This is a genomic window from Streptomyces sp. JNUCC 63 (assembly GCF_054366325.1).
In genome coordinates this window covers 6,067,344-6,087,199 of record NZ_CM135963.1, presented here as the reverse complement: position 1 = coordinate 6,087,199, position 19,856 = coordinate 6,067,344, and the positions used below count along the sequence as shown (strand labels likewise).

The 19,856-nt window shown below is 71.4% G+C and carries 18 protein-coding genes and 1 pseudogene; 5 read left to right on the top strand and 14 right to left on the bottom strand.

The window, feature by feature from the left end:
• Nucleotides 1–61 precede the first annotated feature (61 nt).
• The 3 genes from ectB to thpD are packed head-to-tail and all read left to right on the top strand — an operon-like array spanning nucleotide 62 to nucleotide 2,694.
• Complete coding sequence (gene ectB / locus ACX25U_RS27990) at nucleotides 62–1,333, top strand: diaminobutyrate--2-oxoglutarate transaminase (protein ID WP_454383963.1); 1,272 nt, start codon at nucleotides 62–64, stop codon at nucleotides 1,331–1,333.
• 48 nt (nucleotides 1,334–1,381) lie between these two features.
• A complete protein-coding gene (locus tag ACX25U_RS27985; RefSeq protein WP_454383961.1) occupies nucleotides 1,382–1,789 on the top strand; it encodes an ectoine synthase in 408 nt (135 codons plus the stop codon).
• Nucleotides 1,790–1,794: 5 nt separating this feature from the next.
• Entirely contained in the window at nucleotides 1,795–2,694 is a 900-nt protein-coding gene (thpD, locus tag ACX25U_RS27980; protein ID WP_454383960.1) for an ectoine hydroxylase, read from the top strand.
• Nucleotides 2,695–2,758: 64 nt separating this feature from the next.
• Here thpD and ACX25U_RS27975 read toward each other — a convergent pair whose 3' ends face one another.
• From ACX25U_RS27975 to ACX25U_RS27960, 4 genes are all read right to left on the bottom strand, one after another.
• Nucleotides 2,759–3,808 carry an aminotransferase class V-fold PLP-dependent enzyme gene (locus ACX25U_RS27975; RefSeq protein WP_454383958.1) on the bottom strand — a complete coding sequence of 350 codons (1,050 nt, stop codon included), beginning with the start codon at nucleotides 3,806–3,808 and terminating at the stop codon, nucleotides 2,759–2,761.
• Nucleotides 3,809–3,914: 106 nt separating this feature from the next.
• The gene (locus ACX25U_RS27970) at nucleotides 3,915–4,631 is read right to left on the bottom strand and encodes a DsbA family oxidoreductase (protein WP_454383956.1); all 717 of its coding nucleotides are present in this window, start codon (nucleotides 4,629–4,631) and stop codon (nucleotides 3,915–3,917) included.
• Between the two features lie 78 nt (nucleotides 4,632–4,709).
• Nucleotides 4,710–5,213 carry an N-acetyltransferase family protein gene (locus tag ACX25U_RS27965; protein WP_454383955.1) on the bottom strand — a complete coding sequence of 168 codons (504 nt, stop codon included), beginning with the start codon at nucleotides 5,211–5,213 and terminating at the stop codon, nucleotides 4,710–4,712.
• A gap of 47 nt (nucleotides 5,214–5,260) precedes the next feature.
• Complete coding sequence (locus tag ACX25U_RS27960) at nucleotides 5,261–6,787, bottom strand: aldehyde dehydrogenase (NADP(+)) (protein ID WP_454383953.1); 1,527 nt, start codon at nucleotides 6,785–6,787, stop codon at nucleotides 5,261–5,263.
• 172 nt (nucleotides 6,788–6,959) lie between these two features.
• Here ACX25U_RS27960 and ACX25U_RS27955 point away from each other — a divergent pair, with 172 nt between their 5' ends.
• Nucleotides 6,960–7,733 (top strand): IclR family transcriptional regulator, encoded by a 774-nt coding sequence (locus tag ACX25U_RS27955; RefSeq protein ID WP_454383951.1) that lies wholly within the window; start codon nucleotides 6,960–6,962, stop codon nucleotides 7,731–7,733.
• Between the two features lie 3 nt (nucleotides 7,734–7,736).
• Nucleotides 7,737–8,198: pseudogene (locus tag ACX25U_RS27950) on the top strand (GNAT family N-acetyltransferase); the annotation flags it as partial.
• Nucleotides 8,199–8,268: 70 nt separating this feature from the next.
• Here ACX25U_RS27950 and ACX25U_RS27945 read toward each other — a convergent pair.
• From ACX25U_RS27945 to ACX25U_RS27900, 10 genes are all read right to left on the bottom strand, one after another.
• Nucleotides 8,269–9,372 carry a pectinesterase family protein gene (locus tag ACX25U_RS27945; RefSeq protein ID WP_454383949.1) on the bottom strand — a complete coding sequence of 368 codons (1,104 nt, stop codon included), beginning with the start codon at nucleotides 9,370–9,372 and terminating at the stop codon, nucleotides 8,269–8,271.
• Between the two features lie 87 nt (nucleotides 9,373–9,459).
• Nucleotides 9,460–10,749 carry a pectate lyase family protein gene (locus ACX25U_RS27940; RefSeq protein ID WP_454383947.1) on the bottom strand — a complete coding sequence of 430 codons (1,290 nt, stop codon included), beginning with the start codon at nucleotides 10,747–10,749 and terminating at the stop codon, nucleotides 9,460–9,462.
• A 158-nt stretch (nucleotides 10,750–10,907) separates the two neighbouring features.
• Nucleotides 10,908–12,248 (bottom strand): ABC transporter substrate-binding protein, encoded by a 1,341-nt coding sequence (locus ACX25U_RS27935; RefSeq protein ID WP_454383945.1) that lies wholly within the window; start codon nucleotides 12,246–12,248, stop codon nucleotides 10,908–10,910.
• 206 nt (nucleotides 12,249–12,454) lie between these two features.
• Entirely contained in the window at nucleotides 12,455–13,300 is an 846-nt protein-coding gene (locus ACX25U_RS27930) for a DUF6807 domain-containing protein (protein WP_454383944.1), read from the bottom strand.
• Complete coding sequence (locus tag ACX25U_RS27925) at nucleotides 13,297–14,448, bottom strand: Gfo/Idh/MocA family protein (RefSeq protein WP_454383943.1); 1,152 nt, start codon at nucleotides 14,446–14,448, stop codon at nucleotides 13,297–13,299. Before ACX25U_RS27925 ends, ACX25U_RS27930 begins: the two co-directional genes overlap by 4 nt.
• On the bottom strand, nucleotides 14,445–15,329 hold the full coding sequence (locus tag ACX25U_RS27920) for a carbohydrate ABC transporter permease (protein WP_454383942.1): 885 nt from the start codon (nucleotides 15,327–15,329) through the stop codon (nucleotides 14,445–14,447). The genes ACX25U_RS27925 and ACX25U_RS27920 overlap by 4 nt, the downstream gene beginning before the upstream one ends.
• Complete coding sequence (locus ACX25U_RS27915; protein ID WP_454383941.1) at nucleotides 15,326–16,258, bottom strand: carbohydrate ABC transporter permease; 933 nt, start codon at nucleotides 16,256–16,258, stop codon at nucleotides 15,326–15,328. The genes ACX25U_RS27920 and ACX25U_RS27915 overlap by 4 nt, the downstream gene beginning before the upstream one ends.
• A 132-nt stretch (nucleotides 16,259–16,390) precedes the next feature.
• Entirely contained in the window at nucleotides 16,391–18,121 is a 1,731-nt protein-coding gene (gene araD, locus ACX25U_RS27910; protein ID WP_454383940.1) for an L-arabinonate dehydratase, read from the bottom strand.
• Complete coding sequence (locus ACX25U_RS27905; RefSeq protein ID WP_454383939.1) at nucleotides 18,118–19,026, bottom strand: dihydrodipicolinate synthase family protein; 909 nt, start codon at nucleotides 19,024–19,026, stop codon at nucleotides 18,118–18,120. Before ACX25U_RS27905 ends, araD begins: the two co-directional genes overlap by 4 nt.
• The gene (locus ACX25U_RS27900) at nucleotides 19,023–19,691 is read right to left on the bottom strand and encodes a GntR family transcriptional regulator (protein WP_454383938.1); all 669 of its coding nucleotides are present in this window, start codon (nucleotides 19,689–19,691) and stop codon (nucleotides 19,023–19,025) included. Before ACX25U_RS27900 ends, ACX25U_RS27905 begins: the two co-directional genes overlap by 4 nt.
• Nucleotides 19,692–19,856: the final 165 nt, after the last annotated feature.

Below are 19,856 nucleotides of genomic sequence, written 5' to 3'. Positions count from 1 at the left end.
CCTCCCAGATCCCTTCTCTCTCCGACCCCCTCTCACTCCCCACACCGAGGAGCGATTCGTCGTGACCATCACCCAGCCCGACCTGAGCGTCTTCGAGACCCTGGAGTCCGAGGTGCGCAGCTACTGCCGCGGCTGGCCCACCGTCTTCGACCAGGCGCGCGGCAGCCGCATGTACGACGAGGACGGCCACGAGTACCTCGACTTCTTCGCGGGCGCCGGCTCGCTCAACTACGGCCACAACAACCCCGTCCTGAAACGGGCGTTGATCGACTACCTGGAGCGCGACGGCGTCACCCACGCGCTCGACATGTCGACCACCGCCAAACGCACGTTCCTGCGGACCTTCCAGGACCTGGTCCTGCGGCCCCGCAACCTGCCGTACAAGGTCATGTTCCCGGGCCCGACCGGCACCAACGCGGTCGAGTCCGCGCTGAAGCTGGCCCGGAAGGTCAAGGGCCGCGAGGCCATCGTGTCGTTCACCAACGCCTTCCACGGCATGTCGCTGGGCTCCCTCGCCGTCACCGGCAACGCCTTCAAGCGGGCCGGCGCCGGCATCCCGCTGGTGCACGGCACGCCGATGCCGTTCGACAACTACTTCGACGGCACGGTCCCGGACTTCCTGTGGTTCGAGCGGCTGCTGGAGGACCAGGGCTCCGGGCTCAACAAGCCGGCCGCCGTGATCGTCGAGACCGTGCAGGGCGAGGGCGGCATCAACGTCGCACGGGCCGAGTGGCTGCGCGCCCTCAAGGAGCTGTGCGAGCGGCAGGACATGCTGCTGATCGTCGACGACATCCAGATGGGGTGCGGGCGCACCGGGGCCTTCTTCTCCTTCGAGGAGGCCGGGATCGTGCCGGACATCGTCACCGTGTCGAAGTCCATCAGCGGCTACGGCCTGCCGATGGCGCTGTGCCTGTTCCGGCCCGAGCTGGACCTGTGGGAGCCGGGCGAGCACAACGGCACCTTCCGCGGCAACAACCCCGCGTTCGTCACGGCCACGGCCGCGCTGGAGACGTACTGGACCGACGGCTCGGCGATGGAGAAGCAGACCCGCGCCCGCGGTGAACTGGTCGAGCAGTGGCTGGTCTCGATCGCCGAGGAGAACCGCGCCGAGGTCAAGGAGTTCCGGGGCCGGGGCCTGGTGTGGGGCCTGGAGTTCCACGACAAGGGCCGCGCCGAGCGGATCGCGCGGCGCGCCTTCGACCTCGGGCTGCTGGTGGAGACCTCCGGCCCGGAGAGCGAGGTCGTCAAGCTGCTGCCGGCCCTGACCATCACCCCCGAGGAGCTGGACGAGGGCATGCGCGTCCTCGCCCGCGCGGTCCGCGAGACCGCCTGAACACCCGACCGAGCAGAAGAGCAACCCAGCTAGGAGGCACGCACCACCGTGATCGTCCGTTCGTTCAAGGAGATCGAAGGCACCGACCGGCACATCAAGTCCGAGTCCGGTACTTGGGAGAGCAAGCGCATCGTCCTCGCCAAGGAGAAGGTCGGCTTCTCCCTGCACGAGACGATCCTGTACGCCGGCACGGAGACGTCGATGTGGTACGCCAACCACATCGAGGCCGTCCTCTGCACCGAGGGCGAGGCGGAGCTCACCGACCGCGAGACCGGGAAGACGTACACGATCACGCCCGGCACCATGTACCTCCTCAACGGCCACGAGCGGCACACGCTCAAGGTCAAGGAGAAGGACTTCCACTGCATCTGCGTGTTCAACCCGCCCGTGACCGGACGGGAGGACCACGACGAGAACGGCGTCTACCCGCTGCTCACCGAGCCCGAGGAGGTGTGACCCCCATGACCGCCACCACGACCACCGTCACCGACCTCTACCCCACCCGCGGCACCACCGAGGTGACCGTCCCCCGTCAGGACCCCGTCGTCTGGGGCTCCCCCGACACGCCCGGCCCGATCGCGGCCGCCGACCTCCAGGCGTACGAGCGTGACGGCTTCCTCGCCGTCGATCAGCTGATCACCGAGGAGGAGGTCGCCGTCTACCGGCAGGAGCTGGACCGGCTGGTGAGCGACCCGGCGATCCGGGCCGACGAGCGCTCCATCGTCGAACCGAAGTCCAAGGAGATCCGCTCGGTCTTCGAAGTGCACAGGATCAGCGAGGTGTTCGCGAACCTGGTGCGCGACGAGCGCGTCGTCGGCCGGGCGCGGCAGATCCTCGGCTCGGACGTGTACGTCCACCAGTCGCGGATCAACGTCAAGCCGGGCTTCGGGGCGAGCGGCTTCTACTGGCACTCGGACTTCGAGACCTGGCACGCCGAGGACGGCCTGCCGAACATGCGGACGGTGTCCGTCTCGATCGCTCTGACCGAGAACTTCGACACCAACGGCGGCCTGATGATCATGCCGGGGTCGCACAGGACGTTCCTCGGCTGTGCGGGGGCCACGCCGAAGGACAACTACAAGAAGTCGCTGCAGATGCAGGATGCGGGCACGCCGTCCGACGAGGCGCTGACCGCGCTGGCGGGCGAGCACGGCATCAGGCTGTTCACCGGCAGGGCGGGCTCGGCGACCTGGTTCGACTGCAACTGCATGCACGGCTCCGGCGACAACATCACGCCGTACCCGCGCAGCAACGTGTTCATCGTGTTCAACAGCGTGGAGAACACGGCGGTGGAGCCGTTCGCGGCGCCGGTGCGGCGGCCGGAGTTCATCGGGGCACGGGACTTCACCCCCGTGAAGTGATCGCGCCGTGACTGCCGGGCAGGGGCCTCCTCGGGTGGGACGGGAGGCCCCTGCCCGGTTGCGCTCATCCGGCCAGTACGTCCAGCAGGCGGTCGACGTCCGCGGGCGTGTTGTAGAGGTGGAAGGAGGCCCGCAGATTACCCGCGCGGGCGGAGAGCTCGATGCCGGCATCGCTCAACTCGCCCTGCCGGTGGCCGAGTCCGGGCACGGAGACGATCGGTGAGCCGGGCGCGGGAAGGGGCTCGTGGCCGAGGGAGCGCAGGCCGGCGCGGAACCGTTCGGCGAGGGCGAGGTCATGGGCGCGTACGGCGGACACACCGAGCTCCTCGAGGAGTTCGAGGGAGCGGCGGGCGCCGACGTGGGAGAAGAGCGCGGGACTCTCGTCGAACCGCCGTGCGGAGTGGGCGAGTTCGTCGATGGGGCCGTAGCAGCTGTCCCAGGGCCGCTCCCCCGCCACCCAGCCGGCGAACAGCGGGCTGAGACCGCCGAGGTCGTCGGGGACGACCAGGAAGGCCACGCCTCGCGGACACAGGAGCCACTTGAAGGCGACGGCGGAGACGTAGTCGTGGGCGTCCGCGTCGAGTTCCAGCCAGCCGGCGGCCTGGGAGGCGTCGACGTAGGTGCGCGCCCCGTGCTCGCGCGCGGCCTCGCGGATCGCGGGCAGGTCGGCGATCCGGCCGTCCGCCGACTGGGCGGCGCTCACCGCGACCAGCGCCGTGCCGGACCGTACCGCCTCGGCGACGTGCTCCAGCGGGGCGGTGCGCACCTTCAGGTCGCGGCGGACGTGGAAGGGGTTCACGAGGGAGCTGAAGTCGCCCTCGGCGGTGAGGACTTCGGCGCCCTCGGGCAGCGAGGCGGCGATCAGCCCGGTGTAGACGGCGACCGAGGCGCCGGCCGCCACGCGGCGGTCCGGCACCCTTGTCAGCCGGGCGAAGGAGGCGCGGGCGGCCTCGACGTCGGCGAACATGTCGGTGGGCCGCCCGGCGGCGGCCGCGTCCACGGCGGCGCGCAGGGCCGTCACCGCACGGGCCGGGAGCAGCCCGAGGGCCGCGGTGTTCAGGTAGGTGTTCTTCGGGGCGAACTCGGCACGGACGAGGCTCTCGAAGGTCTCCATGGCACCACTGTGCGGCCCGGTGCGGTCGCAGTCCATCGCGTATTTCTGCGCGGTACACCCAAGCGCCGCTTATGCGTCCGCGCCGACCTGGGTGGACGTGCCGGTCTCAGCTCTGCGGCACCGCGCATCCGTCCGGTCCGCAGGCGTCTCCGTCGCCGCCCTGGAGGAGGGTGAGCGGCGAACGCTCGCCCCACGCCTGGGTGAGCGCCCGGGTGAAGACCTCGGCGGGCTGGGCACCGGAGACGCCGTACGTGCGGTCGAGCACGAAGAACGGCACCCCGGTGGCGCCGAGCTGGGCGGCCTCCCGCTCGTCGGCGCGGACCTCGTCGGCGTAGGCGCCGGGGTCGGCGAGCACCTTGCGGACCTCGCCGGCGTCGAGCCCGGCGGAGACGGCCAGCTCCACCAGCCGTTCGTCGCCCTCGGCGAAGACGGACCGCTCCTCGGCGAAGTTCGCCCGGTACAGCGCGTCCAGCAGCTCGCCCTGCCGGCCGTGCTCCTTGGCCAGGTGCAGCAGGCGGTGCATGTCGAAGGTGTTGCCGTGGTCGCGGCCCCGGGTGCGGTACGCGAGCCCCTCGGCGGCGGCCTGCTGCCCCAGGTTCTCCTCACCGGCCTGAGCCTGCGCCTCGCTCATGCCGTACTTCTTGGTGAGCATGGTGAGCACGGGCTGGATGTCGTCCTTGGCGCGGTGCGGGTCCAGCTCGAAGGACCGGTGCACCACCTCGACCTGATCACGGTGCGGGAAGTCCGCGAGCGCCTTCTCGAAGCGCGCCTTTCCCACGTAGCACCAGGGACAGGCGATGTCCGACCAGATCTCGACGCGCATGCTCTCGGCTCTCCCACTCGTACGGAAGCGGAGGGAGGCCCCCCTCCGCCGAGTCCGTGAACGATCAAGCAGCCTGTTTCATTCCCCGGTCACCGCGTACCGCAGGCGCAGGTGGGTGTCGCCTTCCGCGAGCGGGTGCTCCCGGTCCGGGGTCCAGCCCCGGCGGGTGTAGAAGCGCTGGGCGCGGTGGTTGTCCGCGTGGACCTCCAGGACGGCCGTCCGCCTGCCGTCGGTCCGCCACTGCTCGGCGCAGGCCGCGTGCAGTGCCGTGCCGATGCCGGAGCGCCAGTGGCCGGGGTCGACGTGGAACTGGAACAGCGTGACCGTGTCCGCGGCGCTGTCCGGCGGGGTGCGGAAGGAGGCGACGCCGACGGTGCGGCCCTGGCCGACGACGCACAGCACGTGGCCGTCGGGGTTCTCGATGGCCTGGCGCCACCTGGCGGTCCAGTCGACCTCGGCGTCCGGGATGCCGTCCGGGTAGTACGTGGACCGCGCGCGCACCATCAGGTCGGCGACGGCCGCCGCCTCGGCAGGCACGGCCGTACGGATCACCAGGCGTCCGCGCACACTGTTGTCGATCATGTGAGGGAGGACGCGGACGCCCGGCGATCCGGTTCCGTGCGGCCGGTTCAGCGCTCCAGGCGGCCGTTGAAGCGGCGGGGCAGACCGAGGGGGTTGTCGTCGCGCAGCTCGGGCGGGAGGAGGGCTTCCGGGGCGTTCTGGTACGCCACCGGGCGCATCCAGCGTTCGATCGCCGTGCCGCCCACGGAGGTGGACGTGGACGTCGTCGCCGGGTAGGGACCGCCGTGGTGCTGGGCGGGGGCCACCGCGACGCCGGTCGGCCAGCCGTTGACGAGCACGCGCCCGGCGAGCGGGGTCAGCTCGGCCAGCAGTTCGGCGCCGCGTCCCTCGCCGGCCGCCTCCTCGGTGGACAGCTGCACGGTCGCGGTGAGGTTGCCGGGGAGGCGGGACAGGACGGCCGTGGCCTCGCTCTCGTCCTCGTAGCGGGCCACCACGGTGACCGGCCCGAAGCACTCCTCCAGGAGCACGTCGTACGCCCCCTCGCCGGTCAGCTTCCCGGCCGGGACCGTCAGGAAGCCCGCGCTGACCGTGTGCTCGCCGCCCGCGCCCGGGGCGACCGGGGAGTCGACACCGGGCAGTTCGGTGCGCTCGGCGACCCCGGCGAGGAAGTTGTCGCGCATCCGGTGGTCGAGCAGGACACCCGGGTCGGTGTCGCCGACGGCGTCGGTGAGCGACTTGACCAGGGCGTCGCCCGCCCCGCCGGACGGCACCAGCACCAGGCCCGGCTTCACGCAGAACTGCCCGACGCCCATCGTCATCGAGCCGGCCAGACCGGCCCCGATGGCCTCCGCCCGTTCGGCCGCGGCCGCCTCGGTGACGAGCACCGGGTTCAGCGAGCCCAGTTCGCCGTGGAAGGGGATCGGCACCGGCCGTGCGGCGGCGGCGTCGAACAGGGCCCGGCCGCCGCGTACGGAGCCGGTGAAGCCGGCCGCGGCGACCAGCGGGTGCCTGACGAGCTCGATGCCCGCCTCGAAGCCGTGGACGAGGCCGACCACGCCCTCGGGGACGCCGTGCTCGGCGGCGGCCCCCCGCAGCACCCGGGCGGCCAGCTCGGACAGCGCCGGGTGGTCGGGGTGGGCCTTGACGACGACCGGGCAGCCCGCGCCGAGCGCGCTCGCGGTGTCACCGCCGGCGACGGAGAAGGCGAAGGGGAAGTTGGAGGCGGAGTAGACGGCGACGACGCCGAGCGGCACCTTGTAGCGGCGCAGGTCCGGGATCGGCGGGGCCGCGGTGTCGTCGGGGTGGTTGATGATCACGTCGAGGAAGGCGCCCTCGTCGACGATGTCCGCGAAGGCCCGCAACTGGTAGCAGGTCCGGGCCAGTTCCCCGGTGAGCCGGACCGGGCCGAGCGCGGTCTCGGCGTCGGCGGCCTCGACGAGCCGGTCCCGGGTCGCTTCCAGCCGGTCGGCGGCGGTGCGCAGGAAGGCCGCGCGCACGGTCCGGTCGGCGAGCGCGGCGCGCGCCCCGTGGGCGGCCCGTACGGCGGTGTCCACCTCCTGGGCCGTGGCCTCCACCGCGACCTGTTCCCGCTGCTTCCCGGTACGGGGGTCGACACTCCAGACTGGTGCTGCCACCGCGGATCCCTCCACATGTCTTGCCGCAGTATCCGACCGGTCCCTACGGTCGGCCCGGTCGGCCGTATTCGGGTCATCCACCAGGGCGTTCGATATACTGAACGCTGTCTCTGATGATGAATACGCTGAGACTATATCTGCAGCTTCTCGTCGAACGAAGGGGTCAAGGGCGATGTCGGCAGGCGAGACGGGCGGTGGGGCGCAGGTCAAGTCCGCGGTGCGGACCGTGGAGTTGCTCGAGTACTTCGCCGGCCGGCCCGGTATGCACTCCCTGGCCGCGGTCCAGGAGGCCGTCGGCTATCCCAAGTCCAGCCTGTACATGCTGCTGCGCACGCTCGTCGAGCTGGGCTGGGTGGAGACCGACGCCACCGGCACGCGCTACGGCATCGGTGTGCGCGCGCTGCTCGTCGGCACCTCCTACATCGACGGCGACGAGGTGGTCGCGGCGGCCCGCCCGACGCTGGACCGGCTGTCCGACGACACCACCGAGACCATCCACCTCGCCCGTCTGGACGGCACGAACGTCGTCTACCTGGCCACCCGCCAGTCGCAGCACTACCTGCGCCCCTTCACCCGGGTCGGCCGCCGCCTGCCCGCCCACTCCACCTCGCTCGGCAAGGCGCTGCTGAGCACGTACTCGGACGAGCAGGTGCGCAAGATGCTCCCCGAGACGCTGCCCGCGCTGACCGAGCACACCATCACCGACCGCGAGAAGCTCATCGAGGAGCTGCACCGGATCCGCGAGCAGGGCTACGCCGTCGACCGCGAGGAGAACACCCTCGGCCTGTGCTGCTTCGGCGTGGCGATCCCGTACCGCACTCCGGCCCGGGACGCGGTCAGCTGCTCGATCCCCGTGGCGCGCCTGACGCCCGCGCACGAGCAGATGGTGAAGGATGCCCTTTTCGACGCCCGTGACCGTCTGACGCTCGCCACCCGGAGGCTGTGAGCCATGGAGGTCGTGCTCCGCGAGGTCCACGACAGCGATCTGCCGGTGTTCTTCCGGCAGTTGAACGACCCGGAAGCCCTGCGGATGGCCGCCTTCACCCCGGAGGACCCGGCCGACCGCGGCGCCTTCGACGCACACTGGCACAAGCTGCGTGCCTCGTCCGACGTGCTGCGCACGATCCTGGCGGACGGTGACGTGGTCGGCAGCGCCGCCGTCTACGGCGAGCCGGGCGAGCGGGAGGTCACCTACTGGGTGGACCGCGCCTACTGGGGCCGGGGCATCGCCACGGCCGCGCTGCGCGCCCTGCTGGCCGAGGTCCCCGAACGCCCGCTGTACGCACGCGCGGCGGCGGACAACGCGGGCTCACTGCGGGTGCTGCGCAAGTGCGGCTTCCGGGAGTCCACGCGGGCCAGGGGGTACGCGCAGGCGCGGGGCGAGGAGATCGACGAGGTGGTGCTGACGCTGCGGGACGCCGAGGGCACCGGGCTCGGCTCGGGCGCGGACGGCACGAACCGCGAGTCCTCCGGCTCGGACGTCACCGGTCAGTAGGCGGCTCACACGGTGTCCAGCCGCCGAGGTAGGCCCGACGGGTCGCCGAGGCGGCCTGGGCGCGGGTGAGTCGGGGGCGGTTGTCGGGGACGGTGATCCGCGCGCCGGGGCCGGAGTTGCGGTACTCGGCGAAACGCTGGTCCTGCCACGGGTAGGCGCTCGACATGTCGGTGTAGGGCGCGACCGCGTCGATGCCGGGGCCGAGCCAGGTGTCCCGGACGGTCAGCATCGGGCGGGCGGTCGTGTCCGAGCCGGGCACCCAGGGGCGGGCGAGCTTGTAGAAGCCGTCGGGGGCCTCGCTGGTGACCCGGCCGCGGACGACCAGGTGGCCGCGCGGGTTGGCCAGGGCCGTGGAGGGCGCGAAGACGAAGCCGTACGGTGCCGTCGTCAGGTCGGTGCGGTTCAGGGTGCGGAAGTGGCAGTCCTCGAACACCGCCGTCGCCCGGCCGAAGACGAAGTCGACGTCGCCCTCCACATGGCAGTGGGCGTAGTACTGGCGGGCGAAGGAGGACAGGGCCGTCGAGTCGGCGTACAGGGTGTCCTGGTGGCCGAGGAAGCGGCAGTGCCAGAACGCCGAGCGGTCGCCCTGCACCTTGACGGCGACGGCCTGGGTGCCGGTGACGCCGGGGTGGTCGGCGCGCAGCCAGTCGTTGGCGAAGGTGATCCGGTGGGCGGTGAAGCCGTCCGCCTGGAGGGTGGTCGTGGCCGATCCGCTGGTGCCGTGGGTGCCGCCGCCGGGCTTGGGGGTGCCGGCCGCGTTGTCGTGGACGATCACCACGTCACGGGCGTCACCGGTGGCGCCGATCCAGGTCATGTCCGCACGGCTCGCGTCCACGGCGACCGTCTCCCGGTAGGTGCCGGGCGCGAGGACCAGGGTCCAGCCGCCGCCGGCGGTGGCGTTCACCGCGGCCTGTACGCCGGTGAAGTCGCCGCGGCCGTGCGGGTCGACGTACAGGGTCTTCGGGGTACGGCGGGCGGCCGGTGAGCCGTGGCGGCCGAACGGGTGCGGCCGGGCGGCGGCCCGCGCGGGCGTGGCCGTGAGGCCGAGCGCGGCTCCGGCCAGCAGAAGTCCCCTTCTGGACAGCGGCATGCGGGTGCTCCTTCGCGGTGCGGCAGGGTCGGCGGGTGGTGGCGGGCCGGGGCGGAGGGGGTGCCCCGGCCCGCTGGAACAGGGGCGTCAGCGCAGGTGGCCGGCGCCCGCCTGGTGGTCGACGATCCCGGGGACGGCCCTGGGGTGGTCGATCCGGGTGCGCAGGGTCGGGGTCCAGCCCGCGCCGGACTGCAGGATCTCGTCGGGGACCTGGGCGTTGTGGACGGCGATCAGGTCGGTCCGCTTGCCGTTGACGTAGTTGTCGGTGGCGGTGAGCGGCGCCTCCTTCCACTTCTTGAGGATCTTGCCTGCGGCGACTCCGCGCGGCAGCGTGAACGCGTTGTGTTCGGCGACGAGTCGGGACTCCATGCCGATGCCGTAGCTGTAGCCGTAGTCGGTGTTCGCGACGAAGTGGTTGTTGTAGGAGTCGACCTGCCCGAAGCGGACGCGCGGGGCGCGCTCGATCAGGTTCCTGAACAGGTTGTGGTGGAGGGTGACCTTCAGGTGGCCGCGGTCGACGGCGGCGGTGGAGGCGCTGTCGCTGTTGCCGATGAGGATGGTCTTGTCGTGCTCGGCGAAGACGTTCCAGGAGGCCGTCACGTGGTCGGCGCCCTTGACGATGTCCAGCTGGCCGTCGTGCTGCTCGTAGATCCGGCCGTAGTGGTACGGCAGGGTGCTGTTGGGGTGGTCGCCGTCGGTGAAGGTGTTGTGGTCGATCCACACGTGGGTGGAGCCGGTGATCACCGCGCTGTCGTACTCGGAGTTCCAGTTGCCGTCGGCGGTGTCGGTGGGGTCCCACTGCGGGAAGCAGTCCAGCGGACTCTCCAGGGTGAGGTTGCGGACGATGACGTTGTCCACGTTCTTGATCTGGAGGCCGGCGCCCTTGAAGCCGGCGTTCCCGCCGATGCCGACGATGGTGGTGTTGGCGGGGATGTTCGCCTTGATGTAGGCGTCCTGCCGGGCGGCGGAGGCGCGGCGCAGGCCCTCGGGGCTGTCGTCGGGCTCGGCGTCCAGGTTCCGGTCGCGGCCCCAGGTCTCGGGGGCGTAGGTCTTCAGGTAGGTGTCGAAGTCGTAGCCGGGCGCCTCGAAGGCGGAGCAGCCCGGGCCGTCGGCGTCGATCGTGCCCTTGACCTTGATGATCTTCGGTGCGCTGCCGCCGGCGGCGAGGGCGGCCTTGAAGCCCTCCCAGGTGGTGACGGTGTGAACGTGCGCGGCGTCGGCCTTCGCTCCACCGGTGGTGCCGGTGCCGTACGAGCCCCAGCCGTCCTTGGCACCGAGCACCTGGCGGGCGGGGTCGGGGGTGTGGGGCCCGGGGGCCGCGGCGGCGGTGCCGGTGGCGGCGAGCACCAGGGCGGTGCAGCCCACGGCTACCACCATGACGCGCTCATGACATCCTTGTGTACGCACTGTACGGATCCTCTTTCAACAGGGAGTGGGACAAGAAGGGGCGCGGGGAACCGCGCGCCCGGCCACGGACGGCCCGCAGTCCGGAAACGACCTCGAGCCCTCGGACCGTCCGCCTTCGAACAGGCGGGCTAGCCGCGGTTCTGCTTCCACTCGGCCTGCGCCTTGTTCAGCTGGTCGGCGAGGGTGTCCAGGAACTGCTTGGCGGTCATCTTGCCGAGCAGCACCTTCTGGAAGTTGGGCTCGTTGTCGGCCTTGGAGATGGTGTTCCAGTCGGGCAGGTAGTACGGCAGCTGCACGATCTTCGTGTTCTCGCCGTTGAGCGCCTGCGCGGCCAGCTTGGTCGGCTCGGCCTGCCGGATCCAGTCGTCCTTGGCCGCGTCGACGTTGACGGGCACCTGCCCGGCGGACTCGTTGAACTTGGAGTTCTCCAGGGCCGAGGCGGCGAACTCGATGAACTTCCAGGCGGCCGCCTTGTTCTTGCTCGCCTTGAACAGGCCGAGGCCGTCGACCGGGTTGGACACCTGCACCCGGGTGCCGTCGTCCAGCGTGGGGTTCGGCAGGCCGCGGAACTTGCCCTTGCCCAGCGCCTTCAGGTGGTCCTGGTAGGAGCCGAGGTTGTGGCTCAGCATGCCGATGGTGCCGCTGTCCCACTGGGCGACCATCTTGGTGAAGTCGTTGTTGACGTCGGCGGACGGGGTGTTCTTCTTGTAGAGCGCGACGTACTTCTCCAGCGCCGCCACGTTCCTGGGATCGTTGACGGTGGTCTTGTCGCCGTTCCAGAACGAGGTGATGCCGGTCTGGCCGTACACCGCGTCCAGGGCCGGCGCGATGGAGCCCTCGCCGCCGCGGATGGTGAAGCCGAACTCGTTCTTGCCCCTGTTCGTGAGCTTGTCGGCGGCCTCGTAGAACTTGGCCCAGGTGGTCGGCGCGTCCAGGCCGGCCTTCTCGAACAGGTCGGTGCGGTACCACAGCGTGCCGTTGTTCACGGAGGTCGGCACGTGGTACAGGGTGTCGCCGCCGCCCGCCGCCTTGCTGACGCCGAGCACGTTCTCGCTCAGCTTGCCGTTCAGCGAGCTCTCCTCCAGCCGGCCGTCCAGCGGCTCCAGCGCGCCCTGGGCCGCGATCTCGGCGAGCATCGCGGTGCCCACGCCGCCCACGTCGGGCAGGCCGCCGCCCTGGATGGCGGTGTCGTACTTGGACTGGGCGCCGGCGGCCGGGATGCCGACGTAGTCGACCTTGATGTCCGAGTGCTGCTTCTCGAAGTCGGCGATGATCTGCTTCCAGATGTCGGTGCGCACACCGCCGTTGTTGTCCCAGAAGGTGATCTCGCCCTTGCCGGAGCCCTCGGAGCCCTTGCTCTTCCCGGAGCCGCTGCCGTCGTCGCCGCACGCGGTTGCGGTCAGCGCGAGCACGGAACCCAGGGCGACGGCCAGGGCGGCGCGCCTGCTTCTACGGATGTTGATCTTCATTGATCGACTCTCTTCTTCTGGATCCGACTCGGAGGTGGAGCTGTGGGGGGAGAGGCCTGGGCAGCCACCGTGGGCACACATCCGGGGTAAGCGCTTGCTACGAGGATGTGCCACAGTGCCTCCCAAAGGGCCGACGGAGGAAACGGGTTACAGAACTGTGATGCGGGACCGGGTGAAGGCCGCCGCGCCGGCAGCGCCGAGCGGGCTCATGGGATCACCGCCTTGCGTGCCAGCGCCGCCGCCTCGTCCCGGCCCAGCCGTCCGTCGGCGACGACGGTGACGATGCGGCGTACGACGCTCTCGCCCGGCGCGATCGCGAGCCGGTCCCCGGCCGCCAGCGACGAGCCCACCCCTGGGTACTCCGCGGCGCGCACGAACCAGGCGTCGCGGCGGGTGGCGTCGGTGGCCCCGGCGAACACCAGCGTCCAGGTGCTGCCGGCGAGCGCCAGCCAGTCGGCGCGGGTGCCGTGGGCCTCCGCCTCGCCGTCCCGGTCGGCGGTGAACACCAGCGGGGGCTCCTGCTCCTTGCGGGCCCGCCAGAAGAAGCCGCCGTAGGCCGCGCCGGGGCGCCCGTTGGTGGCGGGGCTGCCGATCGACAGCGGCTCCCGGGTGACGTTGGCCAGGGCGAAGGTGAAGTCCAGCGCCCAGGCGGTGCCGGTGAGCCCGGTGGCGGCCACGGTACGGCGCTCGCGCAGCAGTTCGCGGCCCTCGGCGACCCAGCGCAGCTCCTCCACGAACCCGCCGGGGTCGCGCAGCTGGAAGGCGGTGTGCCGCTGGGCGCCGTGGTTGTCCAGCTCGGTCGGGCCCTGGTCGCACACGAAGGTGCGCCCGCCCCAGAAGTTGTGCCCCTCGACGTCGGGAACGGCGACACCGACGCCGAGGTGGTGCAGGTGGTCGGCGGGGCTCAGCTCGGTGACCACCGTGCCGGCCAGGGTGGTGACGGGGTGCAGGTAGGGGCGCGGGGAGAGCCGGCCGGGCAGTTCGGGCCGGGTGACGTACCGGGCGACCGGGCGGCCGGCGACGCGCAGCACCGGGGAGTCGTTCGAGGTCATCCGGGGGTCGCCTCCTTCGGCGGGGCCCAGGCGGCGCCCAGCTCGGAGTAGAGGGAGAGGGTGTCGGCGGCGGCCGCGACGAGTCCGTCGACGCCGGGCACGATCCGGCGCCGCTCGCCGTCGTCCCTCCGCCAGGCCGTCCTCGGCAGCGGGCGGGGGTCGGGGGCGGTGCGGATCGCCTCGACGACCCGCATGAAGGCGCCCGTGGCCGCGGGCGGCACCAGCAGTGCGGCGCCGGTGGTGAGGTGGGCGACCAGGTTCTGCAGCAGGTCGGTCCGGCCGTACTCGAACTCCTCGGGGCCGTGTCCGGCGCGTTGCAGCAGCACGCGGTCCTGCTTGTACCAGAAGGTGATCCGGCCGCTGCTGCCCTGCACCAGGACGTACGGCTCGTCGGCCCGCTCCGCGCACAGGGTCGCGGCGACGACGGCCGGGCCGTGGGGGGTGGTGACGCGGACGCAGGAGGTGTCGTCGGCCTCGATGGCGTTGGCCCGCCACAGCTCGGTCTCGACGCCGGTGACGTCCTCGGCGCCGGTGGTGCCGAGCAGGGCGAGCGCGGTGGCGACGGCGTGCGCGAGCGGGTTGGTGAGCACCCCGTCGACCACGTCGACGCCGTTCAGGCGGCGTCGGCCCGCCCAGGGCGCCCGCGTGTAGTACGCCTCGTCGCGCACCCAGGCACCGGCCCCGCCGACCCCGGTGACCGTGCCGATCGCGCCCTCGGCGATCAGCCTCCGGATCGCGGGCAGCGCGTGCGAGCCCAGCGACTGGAAGCCGATCTGACAGGCGACGCCGGCCTTCGCGACCCCGTCGGCCATGCGGCGGAACTCGGCGTAGGAGGGGGCGGGCGGCTTCTCCAGCAGGAGGTGGACGCCCCGCTCGGCGGCGGTGAGCGCCAGGTCGGTGTGGGTGGGGATGGGCGTGCAGATCACGGCGATCCGCGCGCCGGTGGCGTCCAGGAGGGCGCCGAGGTCGGCGGACTGTTCCGGCACGCCCAGCCCGTCGGGGATCTCGTCCTCGGTGAGCGGGGTCAGCTCGCAGATCCCGGCCGGCCGTACCAGGCCCATGTCCTGCAGCCGGCGGATGTTGTCCAGATGCCGGCGGCCGTGGCCGCGGGCGCCGGCCAGCACCAGGGGCAGCGGTGTCGTCGTCATCCCTTCACCGCTCCCGCGCTGAAGCCGGTGATCAGCCACTTCTGGATGAAGGCGAACACGATCACCACGGGTACGGCGGCGACGATGCCGCCCGCGGCCAGGGCGCCCAGGTCGACGCTGTCCGCGTTCATCAGGGTGTTGAGGCCGACGGGGATGGTCTGCTTGCTCTGGTCGGAGAGGAACATCAGGGCGAACAGGAAGTGGTTCCAGGCGTGCACGAAGGCGAAGGAGCCGACGGCGATCAGTCCGGGCCGCAGCAGCGGCAGGACGACGATCCGGAAGGCGGCGAACCGGCTGCAGCCGTCCACCCAGGCGGCCTCCTCCAGGGAGGGCGGCACGTTTCTGATGAAGCCGCTGATCAGGATCATCGACAGCGGCAGCTGGAAGACGGTCTCGGCGACGATGACACTGCCGAGCGAGTTGATCATCGACAGCTTGGCGAAGATCTGGAAGAGCGGCACCAGCAGCAGCGCGCCGGGCACGAACTGCGAGCACAGCAGCGCCAGCATGAAGCCGCGCTTGAGCCGGAAGTCGAACCGGGCGAGCGCGTAGCCGCCGGCCAGGGCGACGACCGTGGTGAGGACCAGGGTCGCGATGCCGACCAGCACGCTGTTGTAGAAGTAGAGGCCGAAGCTCCGCTCGGTCCACACCTTCTCGAAGTGGTCGAACGTCATCGGCCAGGGCACGAGCGAGGTGGAGCCGGCCGGGCGCAGGGCGAACAGCAGGATCCAGTAGAAGGGGATCAGGGTGAACAGCAGATAGACGGACAGCGGCAGGTAGATCTGCCGGCGGGGAACCTCGTCCCAGGCGCAGCGCCTGCCGCGCGGCCGGACCGGCTCGGACACCACGCGCTCGGACGCGGGCGCGATCTCGGTGATCACTTCTCACCTCCGAACTTGCTCAGCCGCAGATAGACGATCGAGAAGAAGAGCAGGACCACGAACGCCACCGTGGTCAGGGCGGACGCGTAGCCGAAGTTGTGGGCGTCGACGCTGGTGTTGGCGACGTAGAGCGGCAGTGTGGTGGTCACGCCGGCCGGTCCGCCGCCCGTCAGGGTGTAGAGCAGGTCGACGTTGTTGAACTCCCACACCGCGCGCAGCAGTGTGGACAGGACGATGGCGTCCTTCAGGTGCGGCAGGGTGATGTGCCAGAACTGCTTGAGGCGGCTCGCGCCGTCGACCTCGGCGGCCTCGTACAGGTCCTTCGAGACGGACTGCAGGTCGGCGAGGATGAGGATGGCGAAGAAGGGCACCCCGCGCCACAGGTCGGCGACCACCGCCGCCGGGAAGACCGTGGAGGTGTCCGACAGCCAGCTGGTGCCGTAGGAGCCGATGCCCAGGTCGGCGAGGTAACGGGTGATGCCCGTCTGGGAGTTGTAGAGCAGCACCCAGATCGCGGAGGTCAGTACGCCGGAGACCGCCCACGGGGAGAACACCAGCGCCCGGCCGAGTCCGCGGCCCACGAAGGTCTGGTTGACGATCAGGGCGAGGGCGAGTCCGAAGAGCAGTTGCAGCCCGACCTCGACGACGACCCACTTCGCGCTGAAGATCAGCGTGTCCCAGAACTGGGGGTCCTGGGTGAAGGCGTGGACGAAGTTGTCGAGGCCCGCGTAGCCGTTCCGCCATGGCTTGGTGGGGTTGTAGTGCTGCAGGCTGTAGTAGAAGACGCTGAGCACCGGGTAGGCGATGAAGCCCAGCATGAGCAGGGCGGCCGGGGCGATCAGCAGGTACGGGAGCCTGCGCGGCGTGGCGGAGGCACGGCGCCGCCGGGGTGGCGCGGGCGGTTTCGCCACGGCTGCGGCTTGGGCCATGACTTTTCTCCGTTCGCAGTGGGACGCTCGGTAGGAAGCGCTTGCTACATGCGCGTGGGTCAAGCGCTTCGCGAGGGGGTCGAAGGGGGTGGAGCAGTCGGTTCGGCGTCGGCTTCGGCAAGGGCCCGGTCGTCACCCGGCGTACGGGTCCGGCACCTTCCCCGGCCGGGCCAGGAACTCGAAGTCGCAGCCGGTGTCGGCCTGGGTGATCTGGTCGGAGTACAGGGCGCCGTAGCCGCGCTCGTACCGCACGGGCGGCGGCGACCACCGGGCCCTGCGGCGCTCCAGCTCCTCGTCGTCCACGTTGAGCCTCAGGGCGCGCGCCTCGACGTCGAGGGTGATCGAGTCGCCGGTGCGCACCAGCGCGAGCGGGCCGCCGACGTACGACTCCGGAGCGACGTGCAGCACGCAGGCGCCGTAGCTCGTGCCGCTCATCCGGGCGTCGGAGATCCGGACCATGTCCCGCACGCCCTGCTTGAGCAGGTGGTCGGGCAGCGGCAGCATGCCGTACTCGGGCATCCCGGGGCCGCCCTTGGGGCCGGCGTTGCGCAGCACGAGGACACTGTCGGCGGTGATGTTCAGCGACGGGTCGTTGATGGTGCGCTGCATGGTCCGGTAGTCGTCGAAGACGACCGCGGGGCCGGTGTGCTCGAGCAGGTGCGGCTCGGCGGCGATGTGCTTGATGACGGCGCCGTCCGGGCAGAGGTTGCCGCGCAGCACCGCCACCCCGCCCTCGGACGCGACCGGGTTGTCGCGGGGCCGGATCACGTCGTCGTCGTGCACCCGCGCGCCGGCGATCTGCTCGCGCAGGGTGTCGTACGACACCGTCGGCCGGTCCAGGTGGAGCAGGTCCGGGATGCGGGAGAGGAAGCCGGGCAGGCCGCCGGCGAAGTGGAAGTCCTCCATGAGGTACTTCTCGCCGCCGGGGCGGACGTTGGCGAGGACGGGCACCGTGCGGGCGATGCGGTCGAAGTCGTCGAGGGTGAGCTTCACGCCCGCGCGGCCGGCCATGGCGATCAGGTGGATCACGGCGTTGGTGGAGCCGCCGAGACCGAGGACCGTGGTGACGGCGTCCTCGAAGGCCTCGCGGGTGAGGATGTCGCTCAGCCTGCGGTCCTTGTGGACCAGTTCGACGATCGTCATCCCCGCCCCGGCCGCCATCCGGTCGTGTCCGGAGTCCACGGCCGGGATGCTGGAGGCGCCGGGGACGGTCACGCCGAGGGCTTCGGCGGCGGCGGTCAGCGTGGAGGCCGTGCCCATGGTCATGCAGGTGCCGGGCGAGCGGGCCAGACCGTTCTCCAGCTCGGCCATCTCGCGGTCTCCGACGAGGCCGGCGCGCTTGTCGTCCCAGTACTTCCACATGTCGGTGCCGGAGCCGAGGACTTCGCTCCGCCAGTGGCCGGGCAGCATGGGCCCGGCGGGCACGAAGACGGTGGGCAGGTCGGCGCTGGCGGCGCCCATGAGGAGGGCGGGCGTGGACTTGTCGCAGCCGCCCAGCAGGACGGCGCCGTCGACCGGGTAGGAGCGCAGCAGCTCCTCGGTCTCCATGGCGAGCATGTTCCGGTAGAGCATCGGGGTCGGTTTCTGGAAGGTCTCGCTGAGGGTGGAGACCGGGAACTCCAGCGGGAAGCCGCCCGCCTGCCACACCCCGCGCTTGACCGCCTGGGCGCGGTCGCGCAGGTGGACGTGGCAGGGGTTGATGTCCGACCAGGTGTTGAGGATCGCGACGACCGGCTTGCCCAGGTGCTCCTCGGGCAGATAGCCGAGCTGGCGGGTGCGGGCGCGGTGGCTGAAGGAGCGCAGTCCGTCGGTGCCGTACCACTGGTGGCTGCGCAGCTCCTCGGGGCGCCTGCGGCCGGTCATACGGACCACCCGGCGGCGATGGCGGCGACCTCGGCGCGCTCGCTCCGAGGCAGCGGCTTGCTCGGCGGGCGTACGTCGCGGCGGCACAGGCCGAGCGCGGCCAGGGCCTCCTTGACGACGGTGACGTTGTTCGCCGAGCCGTTGGCGGCGCGCAGCTCCTCGAAGCGGCGGATCTGCTCCCAGACCTTCATCGCGGCCGGGTAGTCGCCGGACCTGAGCGACTCGAGCATGTTCCGGGAGACCGCCGGGGCGACGTTGACCAGGCCGGAGGTGAAGCCGGTGGCTCCGGCGGAGAAGTAGGAGGGGGCGTACGGCTCGGCGAGGCCGGCGACCCACACGAACCGGTCCAGGCCCGCGTCCCGGGCGAAGGCGGCGAAGTGCGCGGCGTCCGGGACGGCGTACTTGACGCCGATGACGTTGGGGCAGGCGTCGGCGAGTTCGGCCAGGCGGGCGCCGGACAGCCGCGCGTTGCGGATGTAGGGGACGACGCCCAGCTCGGGCACGGCCTCGGCGATGGCGCGGTGGTAGTCGACCCAGCCGCCCTGGGAGACGTAGGGGTGGACGGGCTGGTGGACCATGACCATCCGGACGCCCAGCTCGCGGGCGTGCCGGGCGGAGGCGACGGCGGTGGGCACGTCGTGGCCGACCCCGACCAGGATGTTCGCCCGGTCCCCGGCCTCCTCCACGGTCGCCTCGGTGACCAGCCTCCGCTCCTCGGGGGCGAGGGCGTAGAACTCGCCGGTGTTGCCGTTCGGCGTGAGGGTGGTGACGCCGCCGTCGAGCAGACGACGCAGCAGGGCCCGGTGGGTGGCGGTGTCGACGGCGCCGTCCTCGGTGAACGGGGTCACCGGGATCGCCACCACGTCGGCCAGGGCCGCCCGCTGGGTCTCGAACGTCGTTGTCATGCCTGACCGTCCTCTCCCTGGGCCGTCGACTCCGCGTGCGGATAGGCCCGTTGCACGAACGACGCGATGTGGGCGTGGAGGGCGCGGGCCGCGCCGTCGGCGTCGCCCTCCAGGGCGAGCCGCAGGATCTCCCGGTGCTCGGTGGCCTCCCGCTCCCAGGAGGGGTCGGCGGACCAGGCGACGGCGGAGACGAGGGCCGCCTGGTCGCGGACCTCGTCGAGCATCCGGCCGAGCAGCGGGTTGCCGCAGGGCAGGTAGAGGGCGCGGTGGAACTCGCGGTTGGCGAGGGAGCGTTCGGCGGTGTCCGCGGCCTCGTCGGCCCGCTTCAGCGCGTCGCGCGCGGCGTCCAGGGAGGCGCCGCGGCGCACCGAACGCCTCACGGCCTCCGGCTCCAGCAGCAGCCGCACGTCGTAGACCTCGCGTGCCATGTCCGCGTCCACCTCGCGCACCGTGACGCCCTTGTACTGGCTCATCACGACCAGCCCGGTCCCGGCCAGGGTCTTCAGCGCCTCGCGCACCGGGGTCTTCGACACCCCGAACAGCGCGGCGAGCTCGGTTTCCACCAGCGCCTGACCGGGCGTCAGCTTCCCAGTCAGGATGCGGTGTTTGATCCCCTCCAGCACGACCTGCGTGCGCGAGGGGATCGGCGTGGGCACAGAGGTCATGCGCGCCTCTCGGATCTCACATATCGCGTCTCATATATGACGTACGAAGTACGACGCGTCGAAGGTAAGAGGGGCCTGAGGTTCCGTCAATGCTTCTGACAGAAGAAAGGCGGGATGCCGGACGGCATCCGGCGGATCCCTGTCCGGACGGTCCGGCGTATACGG